Annotated in this window: 13 protein-coding genes; 4 read left to right on the top strand and 9 right to left on the bottom strand. The window is 34.8% G+C overall.

Annotation, left to right across the window (positions count from 1 at the left end; translation table 11 throughout):
- Window positions 1–24: 24 nt before the first annotated feature.
- From mog to PF028_RS02660, 6 genes are read right to left on the bottom strand one after another with little or no spacing between them, the layout of a single operon-like run.
- On the bottom strand, window positions 25–555 hold the full coding sequence (gene mog, locus PF028_RS02685; protein ID WP_270861262.1) for a molybdopterin adenylyltransferase: 531 nt from the start codon (window positions 553–555) through the stop codon (window positions 25–27).
- The gene (locus PF028_RS02680; protein WP_270861200.1) at window positions 552–2,264 is read right to left on the bottom strand and encodes an AAA family ATPase; all 1,713 of its coding nucleotides are present in this window, start codon (window positions 2,262–2,264) and stop codon (window positions 552–554) included. The genes mog and PF028_RS02680 overlap by 4 nt, the downstream gene beginning before the upstream one ends.
- Entirely contained in the window at window positions 2,227–3,468 is a 1,242-nt protein-coding gene (mtaB, locus tag PF028_RS02675) for a tRNA (N(6)-L-threonylcarbamoyladenosine(37)-C(2))-methylthiotransferase MtaB (protein ID WP_270861199.1), read from the bottom strand. The genes PF028_RS02680 and mtaB overlap by 38 nt, the downstream gene beginning before the upstream one ends.
- Window positions 3,465–5,063 carry a mechanosensitive ion channel domain-containing protein gene (locus PF028_RS02670; RefSeq protein WP_270861198.1) on the bottom strand — a complete coding sequence of 533 codons (1,599 nt, stop codon included), beginning with the start codon at window positions 5,061–5,063 and terminating at the stop codon, window positions 3,465–3,467. Before PF028_RS02670 ends, mtaB begins: the two co-directional genes overlap by 4 nt.
- Window positions 5,060–6,094 carry a 3-dehydroquinate synthase gene (aroB, locus tag PF028_RS02665; protein WP_270861197.1) on the bottom strand — a complete coding sequence of 345 codons (1,035 nt, stop codon included), beginning with the start codon at window positions 6,092–6,094 and terminating at the stop codon, window positions 5,060–5,062. The genes PF028_RS02670 and aroB overlap by 4 nt, the downstream gene beginning before the upstream one ends.
- 30 nt (window positions 6,095–6,124) lie before the next feature.
- Window positions 6,125–7,561, bottom strand: a complete 1,437-nt coding sequence (locus tag PF028_RS02660; RefSeq protein WP_270861196.1) for a TrkA C-terminal domain-containing protein — start codon at window positions 7,559–7,561, stop codon at window positions 6,125–6,127.
- 36 nt (window positions 7,562–7,597) lie between these two features.
- Between PF028_RS02660 and tgt the strand changes: the two genes are divergently transcribed.
- Entirely contained in the window at window positions 7,598–8,761 is a 1,164-nt protein-coding gene (gene tgt / locus PF028_RS02655) for a tRNA guanosine(34) transglycosylase Tgt (protein ID WP_270861195.1), read from the top strand.
- A gap of 220 nt (window positions 8,762–8,981) precedes the next feature.
- On the opposite strand, the gene PF028_RS02650 is transcribed toward tgt, so the two are convergent.
- The 3 genes from PF028_RS02650 to glmS are packed head-to-tail and all read right to left on the bottom strand — an operon-like array spanning window position 8,982 to window position 12,329.
- Window positions 8,982–9,506, bottom strand: a complete 525-nt coding sequence (locus tag PF028_RS02650; protein ID WP_270861194.1) for a hypothetical protein — start codon at window positions 9,504–9,506, stop codon at window positions 8,982–8,984.
- 4 nt (window positions 9,507–9,510) lie between these two features.
- Window positions 9,511–10,500: a hypothetical protein gene (locus PF028_RS02645; protein WP_270861193.1), complete on the bottom strand. Its 990-nt coding sequence runs from the start codon at window positions 10,498–10,500 to the stop codon at window positions 9,511–9,513.
- An 11-nt stretch (window positions 10,501–10,511) separates the two neighbouring features.
- Complete coding sequence (gene glmS / locus PF028_RS02640) at window positions 10,512–12,329, bottom strand: glutamine--fructose-6-phosphate transaminase (isomerizing) (protein WP_270861192.1); 1,818 nt, start codon at window positions 12,327–12,329, stop codon at window positions 10,512–10,514.
- 144 nt (window positions 12,330–12,473) lie between these two features.
- Between glmS and mqnE the strand changes: the two genes are divergently transcribed.
- From mqnE to PF028_RS02625, 3 genes are read left to right on the top strand one after another with little or no spacing between them, the layout of a single operon-like run.
- On the top strand, window positions 12,474–13,565 hold the full coding sequence (mqnE, locus tag PF028_RS02635) for an aminofutalosine synthase MqnE (protein ID WP_270861261.1): 1,092 nt from the start codon (window positions 12,474–12,476) through the stop codon (window positions 13,563–13,565).
- Between the two features lie 28 nt (window positions 13,566–13,593).
- Window positions 13,594–14,886: an NCS2 family permease gene (locus PF028_RS02630; protein WP_270861260.1), complete on the top strand. Its 1,293-nt coding sequence runs from the start codon at window positions 13,594–13,596 to the stop codon at window positions 14,884–14,886.
- Between the two features lie 11 nt (window positions 14,887–14,897).
- Complete coding sequence (locus PF028_RS02625) at window positions 14,898–15,353, top strand: phosphoribosyltransferase (RefSeq protein ID WP_270861191.1); 456 nt, start codon at window positions 14,898–14,900, stop codon at window positions 15,351–15,353.
- Window positions 15,354–15,360 lie beyond the last annotated feature (7 nt).

Here is a 15,360-nt window from a genome sequence, read left to right as displayed (position 1 = left end):
AATTAATTGGAAAAATTTAAAAATTTACTTCTTTTTCGGTCTAAAAACTTTCATTTTGCTTTCGTCTGTTATTATGTATGCTCCGCCGATGAGATCTATGCAGTATGGCACGGCAGGGAAAATAGGCTCTAAACACTCTTTTATCGCTTTTGGCTGACCGGGTAGATTTATGATGAGCGATTTGCCACGCACTCCTGCCGTCTGGCGTGATAAAATCGCCGTCGGGACAAATTTTAAACTCTCACTTCGCATTAACTCACCAAAGCCGGGTAGAATTTTATCGCACACGGCGACGGTCGCTTCTGGTGTTACATCTCTTGGAGCAGGTCCGGTGCCGCCTGTGGTAACGACCAAATCGCACCCAAATTCATCGCAAAATTTAATCAAATTTGATTTTATACTCTCAAAATCATCGCTGATTACTTCGTAAAAATACTCGTGTTCGCCGACAAGCCACTCATCTAAAATTCTCTTGATTTCAGCCCCGCCTAAGTCTTCGTAAATGCCCTTGCTGGCTCTATCACTTGTGGTTAGTATGCCGATTTTTACCATTATTCATCGCTTTCTTTTTGATTTTCAATTTCATTAGTGAAAATTTCTTTGACTTTTTCGTAGTCGATATACTCATAAACAAAAATTTGCTTTGAAATTTGAGTTAGTTTGCTTTGAGAATTGCGTAAAATCTCGCTAACTTCGTCAAAGCACTCATATAAAATTTTTGTTACATTTTCGCCGTTTGGTATGAAACTATCGCCCATTGCGTATTCAAAAACCATTTTTTGGGCTAGATATGTTGCGTATTTTATATCTTCGCTTCCGTTTGTAAATGTGTCGTTTTTATGAATTTTAAGTGCCGCGACACCGCTAAGTAGGACTTTTATTTGATTTAGTATTTGTGTTTTTGACTCGATTTCAGCTTCAAAACCGATGATTTTATCTTCCAAAAGTCCAATTCTATCAAAATCAAGCGAAAACCAAAACGCACTAAGAGCCTTTGCGCCTTGGTAAAAGCTTTGAATTTCCTTTTCGTATTCGCTTAAAATTTGCGACTTTTTGCTACCGAAAAGCACCTTTGTTTTTACATTTTCAAAATCGATTTGCTCGATAGTTTTGCTTTTGCGTTTTAGCGCGTTTATGGCTGCTTCATTGACAAGTGTAGCGATCCCTGCGCCACTAAAACCGACACTCATACGGCTGATTTTTTCTAAATTTACATTGCATTTTTTATCTTTTAGATAAATTTTCAAAATCTCAATGCGATCGTGGTAGTTTGGAAGAGAGATAAAAATTCGTCTATCAAATCTGCCTGAGCGAAGTAGGGCTTCATCGATCATATCGATTTTGTTTGTTGCAGCGATGACGATAACTCCGCTGTTATCTTCAAAGCCGTCCATTTCTGTTAAAAGTTGATTTAGCGTAGTTTCTCGCTCGTCGTTGCGACCCTCGCCACGACTTTTTCCTACGGCGTCGATTTCATCGATAAATATGATAGAAGGCGCATTTGCTTTTGCTTTGGCAAAAAGCTCTCTAACTCTTTTTGCGCCAACGCCTACATAAACTTCGGCAAATGTAGCTCCGCTTTGGTAAAAAAACGGCACCCCGGCTTCGCCTGCGACGGCTTTTGCGATGAGAGTTTTTCCAACTCCGGGAGGTCCGGCCATAAGAATTCCTTTTGGAAGTTTTATGCCGAAATTTTTGTATTTTGACGGATTTTTTAAGAAATCAACGATTTCTATAAGCTCGTCTTTAACTTCGCTAATGCCTGCAACATCTTTAAATTTAACTTCTGAAATGACGGAATTTATGACGGTAGTTTCGCTATTTTTCATCATTTGAGATTGAATTTTTTCCATTTTCGCCATTTCTAGCTTTCGGCGTTTTGCATTTATCGTTTCAAAATAATAAATCATTAAGAAAAAGAAAAATGTTATCAAAATGAGTTCAAATATCAAATACGAAGTATCCGAACTCTCGCTTTTTGTGATTAAAACATGATTTCCAAGCTCTTTTAAATCGACAATATCTTTTAAAATCGAGTATTTTCTGCCGTTATAAACGATTTGCAAAGTGTCGCCGTCGATATTGGCTTTTTCAATCAAATTTGATTCTACTAGCTTTTGATAATCTTCAAATTTTATATAATTTGTATCATTTTTAAAATAAACAATGCTAAGCAAAACAACCAAAACAAGGGAAAAAAATAAAATTATGTTTAATTTGTTAAACCTAAATTTCTGCCAAATTTGCGTTAGTTGTGATTTCATATTTTTTAATCTCCACCCATTTTTTTGCTAAATTTTGATTAGATTTTACCAAAATTTTATTATAAAATTGATCAAAACCTTCGTAAAATTCACCATTTTTACGCTCGATTAAAACATCTAAAAATTTATTATAATGTTTTTTTCTGAATTCTAAATTATTTAAAAGCACGATATTTTGAAGCATTTTTAGCCGTTTTTTAGCCGTTTCGCCGTTTATGTCGTGCGGAAGTGTCGCCGAGTGCGTGTTATCGCGTGGCGAAAAGATAAAAGCGTGGATATGCGTTATCGGAAATTTTTTGAAATTTTCGACTGCTTCGCTCCAAATTTCTTCGCTTTCTCCCGGGTGAGCGACGATAAAATCAGTCCCAAGAGCAAATCCAAGCTCTGCTAACTCGCAAAAAAGTTCTAAGTCTTTTAGCGCTTTATTTCTACGGCGCATTATGCTTAGCATTTTTTGCGAAGTGTGTTGAAGTGCGATGTGTAGGTGCTTTTCAAACCAACTCTCACGCAAAATTTCTCTAAAACTGCTATCGATTTGACTTGGCTCGACGCTTCCAAGTCGGATTCTTTTTACGCCTTGAATTTTGCCCAAATTTGCAATTAATTTTCCAAGAGTGGAGTTTTTATCTTTGCCGTAACTACCGATATTTGTGCCTGTTAGCACGATTTCAGAAAAACCATTTGCGACTAGCTCTTTTGCTTCGTTTATGATTAAGCTTTCATCGATACTGCGAGATTTGCCACGCACGGACGGGATAATGCAGTAAGCGCAGTTAAAATCGCAACCTTCTTGAATTTTGATAAAGGCTTTTGTGTGATTTTCGTAGCTTGTTACCAAATTTTTATCGCTGAATTTTAAATTTCCAAGCTCAAAAAATTTCTTTTGCGAATTTACAAATTCGCCGACTTTTTCCTTTTCGCTCATGCCAAAAACGCCAAAAACGCTACCTTTTTCAAAAAGCTCTTTTCCGCGACTAACTACGCCACAACCGGTTAGTAAAACCTTTTTGCCAAGCCGATTTGCTCTGTTTATGTAGTTTCGTACATCGCTATCTGCGCCGTTTGTAACGGTGCAAGAATTTACGATGATAATGTCGGCTTCTTTTTCATCGTGCGTTAAAACGGCACTTGTAAGCTCTTTTTTTATAAGTTCGCTATCATAGATATTTGTGCGACAACCAAATGTTTTTACAAAAACTTTCAAAAGAGCGTTCCCATATTTTCAGACATTTGCGCTATTTCGGGCGGAATTTTTTCTTTTTTTCCACGCCAAAGTGTGTAAGACGGATAAGCGATAGTTATGTCATCTTCTTTTTGTAGGGCTTCAAGGATTTCGCTAGAAATATTGCTTCTAAGTCCCAAAGTAGCGTATGAATTTGTCATATACCAAACTGAAATTTGAATTCCATAAGGCTCAAAAAAGCTAAAAATTCTAGGCTCCACATTTGGATTTTTTATGCTATATTGCGAACGCAGTTTTGACATTTGTTTTTTGGCTATGTCGGTGTAACCTTTTGAATATTTTCTTGCTATATTTTTTATTATATACATTGCTTTTTTGTGATTGCTATCAAAAGTTAGCATTATATCAATGCCGTCCCAAACGGTTTTCATACCGCTATGAGAATAATTTGAAATAAGATCTGTAAAAATATAGTTATTTGGTATAAAAATTATCCGTCCGGCTCTTTTGTTTTCCTTCCAAGTCGTATAGGTAATATCTTCATAAATGGTAATCCTAAGCACGGAAATATCGATAATATCGCCGACATACACAACTCCGTCTTTTTTGACCTTTATGCGATCGCCGACTCTAAATTCGCCCCCAAAAACGATAACAATCCAGCCAAGCGAACTCATAAACATATCTTTCATCGCAATAGCTAAACCAGCAGATGCAAAACCAAGCACAGTTACAAAATAGCTCATATTTTCGATATACGAAAGCAATAAAATAAGCGCAATTACCGAGAAATTTATGACATTTATGATTTTATTTGCGAGATAGAAATTTTCGTTATCTTTGATATATTTTTTCGCAATCGCCTTAAATAAAAATGATATTAAAATCGTTGCGATTATCAAAATAGCGATATTTAAAGCTCTTTTTGCCTGAGTTTTTATATCGCTTGTAAGAGTTGAAATTTGCTCATCGATTTTCTTTTCATACACGCTGTAAGTGGTATTTCCAAGCCTAAGGGCTGATTTAAATTCGCCAAGTTCAAATTTTAAATCCGAATATGCTTTTGAATTTTGAGAATTTGGTTCAAATTTAAGCAGTTGAGCAAAAATTTCTTCTTTTTGTTCTAGTCTTTCAGTTACTTGTTTTAGGCTTTCTATGCGGGATTTTTGTTCATTTTTAAGCGATTGTAAATTTTTGATATTCGAATAACCTGAAATAATAGCAAAAGGGTTTTTTATGCGTGAAATTTCATCGATTTCAGGCATTTGTACTACGCTTGAAAACGGAGTTTTTTCAAATTCGCTAAGAAGCGAAATTTGCTCTTGTAGATTTTGAATTTTGCGTTCTAAATCCGCTGCTTCTTCTTTATCTTTGGTGATTTCAAGTTTTTTTTGGCTTTCATTTAGAGAGTTTTCAAGCTCGTGATAGTTAGAAAAATTTGCAAATCGTATCAGCCAAACATCATCTTTTAGCTTTTCATCTATCGCTTCTATTTGTGTTTTTAATTCAGAAATTTGCGTAGCATATCTATTTTGCGTATCATCGCTTTGATTTTCATCAGCGTGTAAAAAACTAAAAAAAATCAGACCAAAAAATATAAATTTCAATGCTCTCATGCAAAATCTCGCAATACTTCTTTTACTAAAACTTCGCTAATATCATCTTTTATGATGAAATTTCCTATGCCATTTGGCAGGATAAATTTGATTTTTTTATTTTCGCTTTTTTTATCTAAGAAAAATAAATCATAAAATTCATCGACATTTTCTACTCTAAATTTACTCGGTAAATCAAATTTTTGCAAAACTTTGCGAATTCTTTCACACTCATTTTGAGTGATTAAATTTAATTTCAAAGCTAGGTTATTTGCCATTACCATGCCGATTGCGACTGCTTCGCCATGCAGAAATGTTTTGTAATTTGTCAAATTTTCAATCACATGAGCAAATGTGTGTCCATAGTTTAAAACGGCACGAATTCCTGCTTCTTTTTCATCTTTTTCGACGACACTGGCTTTGATTTTAACGCATTTTGCGATTAAATTTGCGATTTGCGAACTATCTTTTAAATCAGATTTTTCAAAAAATTCAAAAAATTCTTTATCAAACATAACTGCCATTTTAACGGCTTCGGCGATTCCTGCTGCAAATTCTCGCTTCGGCAAGGTCGATAAAAATCTGCTTTCGCAAAAAACGGCTTTTGGTTGATAAAATGAGCCGATTAAATTTTTGCCAAATTTGCAATTCACGCCTGTTTTACCGCCCACACTGGCATCGACTTGCGCTAAAAGCGTTGTTGGGATATTTATAAAATTTATTCCCCTTTCATAAATACTAGCGCAAAATCCAGTTATATCGCTGATAACACCACCGCCAAGAGCGATAAGTGTGCTTTTTCTATCTAGGCGAGAGCTAAAAAGTTGTTCTAAAATTTGACTAACGCTACTCATGTTTTTATACTCTTCGCCGTCGGGAATGCTAATGATAAATTTTTCATCGCACTTTAAATTTGATAACAAAAAATCAAGCCACAAACCACTTACTTTGGGATTTGTGATGATTGCGACTTTGCCTTTAAACTCTAAATTTTTAAACTCATCTATAAAAACGCTGTATGAATTTTTGCCTAAATCTATTTTAACTTCCATTTTTATGCCTTAAATTTTAACAAAATTGTATCATAAATTTTCATATTCATACCCACTTGGGATAAAAATTTGATAATTATTTTTAAGTTTTGGATACATTAAATCCAAATCTTTGCTAAATGCTGCTGTTAAATTTTTGCCTAAAATTTTCTCATCAAACGGGACGAATTGTAAAAATTTACTATCTTTGCATAGTGTTAAAATCGGATTTTTGTTGCTATCATCGCAGATATGAAGCTTTTGCCTGAAAAGCTTTGCTAAATTTTTATAATTTTCTATAAAAGCCTGTTTTGTATTTAAATTTTGATTGAAAAAATATAGATAAATATCTAAATTTAATTGAGCACTAATGTCGAAAATAACGCTAGATTCCTCCGTTGCGTTTGCTCCTGCTGTAACTACAACGCTTTTTGTAATATCCTTAAAATCGCACTCGCCGGTTGTTAAAATCGGTATGTTTAAGATATAAAATTTATCTTTAAACATTTCAAATAGCGAATTTTCTGTGATAATCAAACCGATGTTGTATTTTTGTGTTTCATTTAAAAAATTTAGCTTTTCTTTTGTGGAATAATCGATTAGAATTTCGATTTTATCATTATCTTTAAGCATTTTTAAATTTTCAAATGTTTCATTTATGGTCGGATTTAAAATTCGCACAAAAAGTTTATGATTTTGTAAATTTTCGTTTAAAAGTTGTGCTGTTTGTAAAATTTTTTCGATTTGAGATTTGCTTATATTTTTCATATCAATCAGTGCGTATAAATTTAGCCCAAAAGGCGAAGGAAACTGCCCGATTTGCTTTTTAATCGTTCTAAAAAGTGTTCTAAGCGCACTTGGCTCGCCCACAACCAAAATGCTATCATTTGGCATAATGACTGTGTTTGCGTTTGTTACGATATAGCTATTGTGGCGATAAATCATAGGAATTTGAAATTTTCCCTGAGCTGTTAAGAGACCGACTTTTTTATAAGCATACGAGCTTCCGATTGGCACCTTTACTTCCATTATCTCGCCCTTTCCTATGCCTATATTATCGGCATAAACGGGGCTATCCGGTAAAAAGCCGATTAGGCGAGAGCTACAAAGCGAAAGAGCGTTTAAAACTTTTATATGATCTTCGTTTTTATACTCTTTTGCAAAGCCCCAAAAATCGACTATATAAAGCTCTAACTCAGGCGAGATTTCTTTTAAATTTGCAGTGGTTATTTTAGTATCAAATTCGCTTTCCATAACAACAATACACTGCATAAATTCGCTCTCAATTACTATTTGGCGCAGTTTTTCAAGGCTTGTAGGATCAAAGCTGTGAATTAAAAAATTTTCACTATCTTTTAACTTTTGTGGCACAAATTCGTCGCTTTTTGCGATTATTACATAATTATGCAAAACATTTTTTATCTTAAATACTCTTTCTAAGAAATGTTTTGCTAAAATACCGTCGCATATAATTAAAATTTGCTTCATAAAAACTCCAAAAAATAAAGGGAAATTATACAAAAAATGGAATTTAAAATAGATAAAACCGACGGAAATGCAAGGGCTTGCACTATCAAAACCGCTCACAGCGAAATTTTGACGCCTGTTTTTATGCCTGTGGGGACAGTCGGAGCCGTAAAAAGCCTAGATGCCTTTGATATGAAAGAAATTTTGGACGCAAAAATAATACTCGGAAATACTTATCATCTGTATTTGCGACCCGGTTCTAAAATAGTGCGTGAGTTTGGCGGACTGCATGGATTTTCTAAATTTGATAGAAGTTTTTTGACTGATAGCGGCGGATTTCAGGCATTTTCTTTGAGAGCCAATACCAAAAACGATGACGGCGGGATTAAATTTAAAAGCCATATTGACGGAAGTTTGCACTATTTTACGCCAAAAAGTGTGCTTGATACGCAGTATGATTTAAATTCAGATATTATGATGATACTTGACGATCTTGTCGAGCTTCCAAAAAATCCAAATTTACTTGAACCATCTGAAAAAGCAAAACTAAAAAAACGCATTGATTTAAGCGTCAAACGCACGGTGTCTTGGGCAAAAGAAGCGATTGAATATCATAAATTTAATCAATCTCGTGGCATTGGCGTAAATCAAAATATTTTTGGCATTATTCAAGGCGGAACGGACTACGGGGCTAGAAAAATTTGCACCGAAGCTTTGTGCGAAATGCCATTTGATGGCCTTGCAATCGGCGGACTTAGTGTGGGCGAAAAAAATGAAATAATGTATGAAGTGGTCGAAAATTTAATGCCATTTTGTGATAAAAATCGCCCAAGATATTTAATGGGGGTCGGCACGCCCGAAGATTTGGTCGAAAATGTGGAGCGGGGCGTTGATATGTTTGATTGCGTTATGCCTACAAGAAATGCAAGAAACGGCACTTTATTTACTAGTTTTGGCAAAATTTCAATCAAAAACGCTAGCTTCATAAACGACCACGAGCCAATCGATGGTGAGTGTGACTGCTACGCGTGCAAAAACTATTCGCGTGGGTATTTAAATCACCTTTTTCGTGCAAAAGAGCTTACTTTTTATCGTTTGGCAAGTTTGCATAATTTGCATTATTATCTAAATTTAGCAAAATCTATGCGAGAAGCGATTTTAAATTCAAAATTTAGTGAATTTAAAAAGGAATTTTACGCAAAAAGAGCAAAAAACTCTTAATTTTAAATTACCTAAAAATGGTGGTTTGGAATTTAGGCAAAATTTTGCTAAAAATTTGCTTAATGTTACACCTATATGTGAATAAAATTCAATTTTGATAAAAGCCCATTTTTAGGGCTTTTGTGTAAATAAATTTTAAAAATTTAGCGAATTTACGGGAAAGTTATTAACCGATTTATTCACATGTGAATATCTGAATTTTCTCTTAAAATTTTAGAATTTAAAAACTAAATTTTATGACTTTTATCGAATTTGCTAAACTTATGAAAAAATTTATGATAAAAAATATAAAAATAATCAACACAAGCGTTTTAAACGATTTTTTATTTTTTAAATTTTCGGATTGTTGCATATATTCTTGCGTTGATTTTTGCATATCATTTTCGTCCCAAAAGTCGTCATCTTCGAATTTATCGCTATTTTCTTTGTAGTTGTTTAAATTTAGGCTTTCAAAAGCGTTTTGTTTTTCTTTTTTGTCTGAATTTTCAAATTTATGCGAATTTAAATTGTCGTATCTATTTTGCCAAAGTTTTTCATCTGATGAATTTATCGCAGAATTCGGCTTTTGAGATGGGGCGGATTTTTCTATTAGTTTTGTTATTATCGCTCTGCTACCTTTTGGCGTAAATTCGACAATGTCGCCAAAATCCGCACCGATTTCGCGTAAATTTAAACTAGTGCAAAAATACTCTTTTTTATCATCTTGCGATACGAGAGTGTTTTCGCCAATAATCTGCCCAAACAAAATCTTACCTTACATTCCAAATATTTCTGCTGTCATTTTCGATTTGATTAACCATTATATACGAAATAATATAAAGCAGGGTTGCAAGTATGATACCGCCGAGTGTAAAAATTTTGAATTCTTGATAAGTATTTAAAATTTCAATAGCTAAAAAACCAGCAACACAAAGTAATTCAATCAAAATGGCGACAAAAAATAGCCAAATGCCTGAAATTTTACTAGCTTTATAAAACATTTTTAATTTATAAAAATATGTCAAAAGCAAGAGTAGCGCGATACCGCCGACGACTTCGAGCGAACTCATTAGGCTATTAAATCCAAAATAATATCCGCATCCGATAATGGCTAAAAATGTAAGTATAAAAAACATATTAAAATTCACATTTTGCTTTAAAATCGAAGTACTTCTGGAAGCATACGAAAAATTTGCAAATGCTGAGTGTAAAGGTATGATATGCGATAAAATCACAACCAAAAAACAAATCGCAATAAGTGCCAATAAAACAAAACTTTCACTTAGCATACCGATGTAGGCTAAGCCAAATTTAATGACTTGCGTTAATTCGTCTATAAAAAAGAAAATCGCTCCGATACAAATAAGTGGTAAAATCACCGAAAAAATACCAAATTTTTTAATATTTGAAATATAACTTTGAGTTAGAGAATTTTTCTTTTTATTGCGCTTTTGCGCTTTTTCGTCCATAAATTCAAATCCTGCAACCTTTGGATTATTGTTTGAATTTGTAAATTTTGATGAAACTTTTTGCGTAGAAGCATTTGGTGATGGTGCAAATGTATCTCTACGCGCAGCACTTGCTGTATCAAATTTTTCTATTTCAACAGCTCTTACACCCTGTGCTATAAAAGTTACTATATCGCCGTTTTTAAGCTCTTTATTTCCCATAACATCAGCTTGTGCATAAATATACATTTGATTGCCGTTCTCGCTAACAATCATCTTGCCATCAACTCTACCTCGCAGTTTTGTATCCACTTGTATATCCTTTATTCGACGGTTACGCTTTTTGCTAAATTTCTTGGCATATCTACATCGTTTCCTAGTCTAACTGAAATTTCAAGTGCAAAAATTTGCAAAATCAACATCATTTCAAAAAATTCGCTCATAGCGTGATTTTGTTCGCTTGTTTTTATAAAATCATCGCTTAGCTTAAATTCGCTCGGAGAAATCGCCAAAATATAAGAATCCCTTGCGGCTAACTCTTCGACATTGCTTTTTGTTTTATCGTATAAAATATTTTTTGGCATTAAAGCGATTGTAAAAAGCTTTTCATCGGCTAGTGCGATTGGTCCGTGTTTCATCTCGCCTGACGGATAACCCTCGGCGTGAAGATATGAAATTTCTTTTAGTTTTAAGGCGCCTTCAAGTGCAAGCGGATAAAAAATATCTCGCCCGATAAAGAAAAATCCATGTCCGTGTAAATAGTGCTTACTAAGGCGATGAATTTGATCGACCAAATCATCTTTTACATTTAAAATTTGCGGAATATGCTTCATAGCGGCGATTTCTTTTTTGATTTCGTCTTTGCTTATGGTTTTTCGCAAACTTGCCAAATACACAACCAGCATCCACAAAACCATAACCTGCGTTGCAAAAGCCTTTGTGCTAGCAACCCCTTTTTCGATTCCTGCGCGAGTTAAGATTACGCTTTCGGCAAGGCGAACAATAGAGCTATTATCGACATTGCAAATAGCAAGAGTTTTTAACCCTGCGTTTTTTGCGATTTTAAGAGCTTCGAGCGTGTCGGCAGTTTCGCCACTTTGAGAAATAACGATAAAAAGCGAGTTTTTATTTAAAAACGGCTCTTTATAGCGAAATTCACTAGCGACTTCGACTTTGGTGCGAATTTTTGCCATGCGTTCAAAAAGATAGCTTGAAACAAGTGCTGCGTGATAGCTTGTGCCACACGCACAAATGGTGATTTCATCAATATCATCAAACAATTTTTTATCAAGTTCATCAAATTTGATTTCATTTGCTTTAACGCGACCCATTTGTGTTTCGCCGATGACTTGACTTTGTTCGAAAATTTCTTTTTCCATAAAAAATCTAAAACCCTCTTTTTGGGCAAAACTTTTATCTTTTGGCAAATCCAAAAATGCCGTTTTAATCTCTTTTTTATCTTTGAAAATTTTGATTTCACCGGCTTTTGCATAGCCATACATGCCGTCTTCAAGGTAGGTTGCTGTTTTTGCTAGACCGATGAGTGGCGCATCTGATGAGCTAAAAAATATTTCGTTTTTGTCATCTTTGCCGATTATCATAGGGACTGCATTTTTAGCAAAAAATATAGTATCGCTTTGTGCTTTTGAAATGAGTAAAATCGCAAAAGAGCCTTTTAAGCGTCTAATCGTAGCTTCAAAAGCTTTAAAGGGATCTTTCATTTCGTTATTAAATTTTTCAAAGCTATGCACGATGACTTCGGTATCTGTTTGACTTAAAAATTTAACGCCAAATTCTTCAAGTTCTGCTTTGATTTCTGCGTAGTTTTCGATAATTCCGTTATGAATTACAAAGCTATATTCGCCTAAATGCGGATGAGCGTTTAGTTCGGTTGGTTTGCCATGCGTCGCCCACCTAGTATGCCCGATAGCCACGCCAAAACCGCTGCTAGAAAAATCTTTGGTTTTTTCTCTTAAATTGTCTAATTTTCCGACAGCTTTAAAATATTTTATATCTTTACCTTTATCGCTCATTACGGCGATTCCTGCGCTATCGTAACCGCGATATTCAAGTTCTTTTAAACCATTTATTATGATTTCTTTTTTTTCATCTTTGCCGATATAACCGACTATTCCGCACATATAAGACCTTTTTAACAAAAATTTGCTGTTATATTACTATGTTTAAAATTAAAAGTAAATATATCTAAAATATTCAAAAAATTTGCCTTTTTATAAGCAAAAAATGTATATAATTCCGCATTAAAATTTATAAATTTGGAAAAAATCTTGGAACTTATCGAAAAATTAGAAAATCAAGTTAGATTAAATTTTGACGAAGCTGTGAAATTATGGGATTTGGATTTGCTCCAACTAGCTAAATTTGCCAATAAAATTAGAGAGCAAAAAAACGGCAAAAAGGTTTATTTTAACTCAAATCGCCATATAAATCCGTCAAATTTGTGTGCCGATACCTGTAAATTTTGTGCTTTTTCAGCTCATCGCAAAAATGAGAAGCAATCTTATACGATGAGCGAAGAAGAGATTATGGCTATCGCAAGAGATGTCGCGGGGCGTGGCGTAAAAGAGCTTCATATCGTAAGCTCACACAATCCAAACATAACGCCAGAATGGTATTTTGGGATTTTTAAAAAAATTAAAATCGAATTTCCAAATTTGCATATTAAGGCAATGACAGCAGCAGAAGTGGATTTTTTCAAACGAAAATGGAAAATGCCTTATGAAGAAACGCTAAAAGCTATGATAGAAAGTGGCGTCGATAGTATGCCGGGCGGCGGTGCTGAGATATTTGATGAAGGCATTAGAGAGCAAATTTGTAAAGGAAAAGTTAGCTCAGAAAATTGGCTAGAAATTCATAAAATTTGGCATAAAATGGGTAGATGGAGCAACGCAACTATGCTTTTTGGGCATATTGAAAATTTTGCTCATCGCACAGATCACATTTTGCGAATTCGCGCTTTGCAAGACGAAGCTCTTAAAAACGGCAACGGTGGCGGATTTAACGCATTTATCCCGCTTGTGTATCAAAGAGAAAATAATTTTTTAGAAGTGCCAAAAGCTATGGGCTCGGCTGAGATTTTAAAAACGATTGCCATTTCTCGTATTTTGCTTGATAATGTTACGCACATAAAGGCGTATTGGGCGACTTCGACACTAAATTTGGCGTTAGTGGCGCAAGAATTTGGTGCTGATGATATTGACGGCACGATTGAAAATGAAAGCATACAAAGCAGTGCTGGTGCAAAAAGCAAAAAAGGTCAGAGCAAAAAAGATTTTATCGATATGGTGCAAACGGCAGGATTAATCCCAGTAGAGCGCGATAGTTTGTATAATGAAATCCAAATTTATGATAATTAAAAAATTTATTTAAGAAGGACAGAAAATGTTGAAGTTTTTTGAGTTGGACGAGAATAAAACTTCCGTCAAGCAAGAGTTAAATGCGGGAATTACCACATTTTTGGCGATGATTTACATCGTGCCTGTAAATGCCATTATTATGAGTGGCACAGGAATGCCCTATGAAGCCTTAATCACCGCAACCGCGTTGATTACTATTTTGGCGACACTTTTTAACGGGCTTTATGCAAATACGCCCGTTGCGTTAAGTGTTGGTATGGGACTAAATGCCTATTTTACATTCGGGCTTTGCAAAAGCGCTGAAATTCCTTGGCAAACTGCACTTGGGATTGTGTTTTTAAGTGGGCTTTTATTTACGATTTTATCTTTTACAAATTTCCGAATTTGGGTTATAAAATCTATTCCGCTTGATTTACGCCGTGCAATAAGTGCTGGTATTGGTGCGTTTATTTGCTTTATTGGGCTAAAACAAATGGGCGTGATAGTCGAAAACCCTGCTACTTTGGTAGGTCTTGGAAATTTAAAGGATCCAAATGTTGCACTTGGAGTTTTTGGGCTTTTAATCATAATTGCACTTTTTGTTTTAAAGGTTAGAGCTTCGTTTATTTTGGGAATTTTGATTACTTCTGTTGTGGCTTGGGTTTTTGGAATTTCGCCTAAACCAGAAGGCTTAGTTTCGCTTCCGTCATCTGTGGCTCCTATTTTTGGGCAACTTGACATAAAAGGAGCGTTACAACTAGCATTTTTGCCGTTTATCATCACATTTTTTGTAACTCATCTTTTCGATAGTATCGGCACACTCACAGGCGTAGGAAATAGGGCGAAAATTTTTAGCGATGAAGATCCAAAAGGTATGAAAAAACTTGCACGAAATTTAACAGCCGATGCCGTTGGCTCAGTCGGTGGAGCAGTTATGGGGACTAGCACGGTTACGGCTTTTGCAGAAAGCGCAAGTGGTGTGGAAGCCGGTGGTAGGACTGGACTAACTGCTGTATTTGTCGCACTTTGCTTTATTTTGACACTATTTATGCTTCCGCTTTTTAAAGCAATTCCAAGCAATGCGATTTATCCAGTGCTAGTAATGGTTGGAATTTTAATGTTTTCTGAGCTTGGAAAGCTTGATTATAGCGATGTTGGAATCTTAATACCTGCGTTTTTCATCGTTATGCTTATGCCTTTTACTTACTCAATTACAAATGGTTTAAGCTTTGGATTTATAAGCTATTTGTTCGTTAGACTTCTTCAACGCAGATTTAGCGATATAAATTTGGGTGTTTTAGTCTTAGCAGGAATTAGTCTGCTTGTGTTTGCGGTCGCATAGGGAGTAGGGCGATGAGATATTATGGATTTGAAGAATTTGATAAAGATGTAAGAGAGATTTCAAAACGCGTCAGGGACGAATTTGCCCCTGATTGTATAGTTGCGATTGCTAGGGGTGGGCTAACTTTTGCTCACGGTATTTCAAATGCACTAAATTTAAGGAACATTAGTTGTATAAATTCTATCCATTACAGCGATGTTTATGAAGAGATGCGAAAGCTCGATACAATCGAAGTTTTTAATATCCCTGATCTTAGCAAATTTAATAAAGTCGTCTTAGTCGATGATATTATCGATAGTGGCGATAGCATGGTTGAGATCAAGCGAATTTTGTTGGAGAGATTTCCACATATTGACCTTAAAACGGTTGTGATTTTTTATAAAACTAATGCTTTGATTAAGCCTGATTTTGCGGTTAAACAAACGGACGAGTGGATAAATTTTTTCTGGGAAAATATAACGATTTAGCAAATTT

Origin of the sequence: Campylobacter sp. CN_NE2, from assembly GCF_027797465.1 — a bacterium.
Taxonomy (GTDB): domain Bacteria; phylum Campylobacterota; class Campylobacteria; order Campylobacterales; family Campylobacteraceae; genus Campylobacter_B.
Note: the sequence above shows the minus strand (reverse complement) of the source record. Positions and strands in the feature narration are given on the sequence as shown.

Coding starts and splice junctions, on each gene's coding strand:
- aroB (WP_270861197.1), bottom strand. CDS start 6,094: ATGGAAGTTAAAATAGATTTAGGCAAAAATTCATACAGCGTTTTTATA.
- PF028_RS02670 (WP_270861198.1), bottom strand. CDS start 5,063: ATGAGAGCATTGAAATTTATATTTTTTGGTCTGATTTTTTTTAGTTTT.
- PF028_RS02660 (WP_270861196.1), bottom strand. CDS start 7,561: ATGAAGCAAATTTTAATTATATGCGACGGTATTTTAGCAAAACATTTC.
- PF028_RS02625 (WP_270861191.1), top strand. CDS start 14,898: ATGAGATATTATGGATTTGAAGAATTTGATAAAGATGTAAGAGAGATT.
- glmS (WP_270861192.1), bottom strand. CDS start 12,329: ATGTGCGGAATAGTCGGTTATATCGGCAAAGATGAAAAAAAAGAAATC.
- PF028_RS02680 (WP_270861200.1), bottom strand. CDS start 2,264: ATGAAATCACAACTAACGCAAATTTGGCAGAAATTTAGGTTTAACAAA.
- tgt (WP_270861195.1), top strand. CDS start 7,598: ATGGAATTTAAAATAGATAAAACCGACGGAAATGCAAGGGCTTGCACT.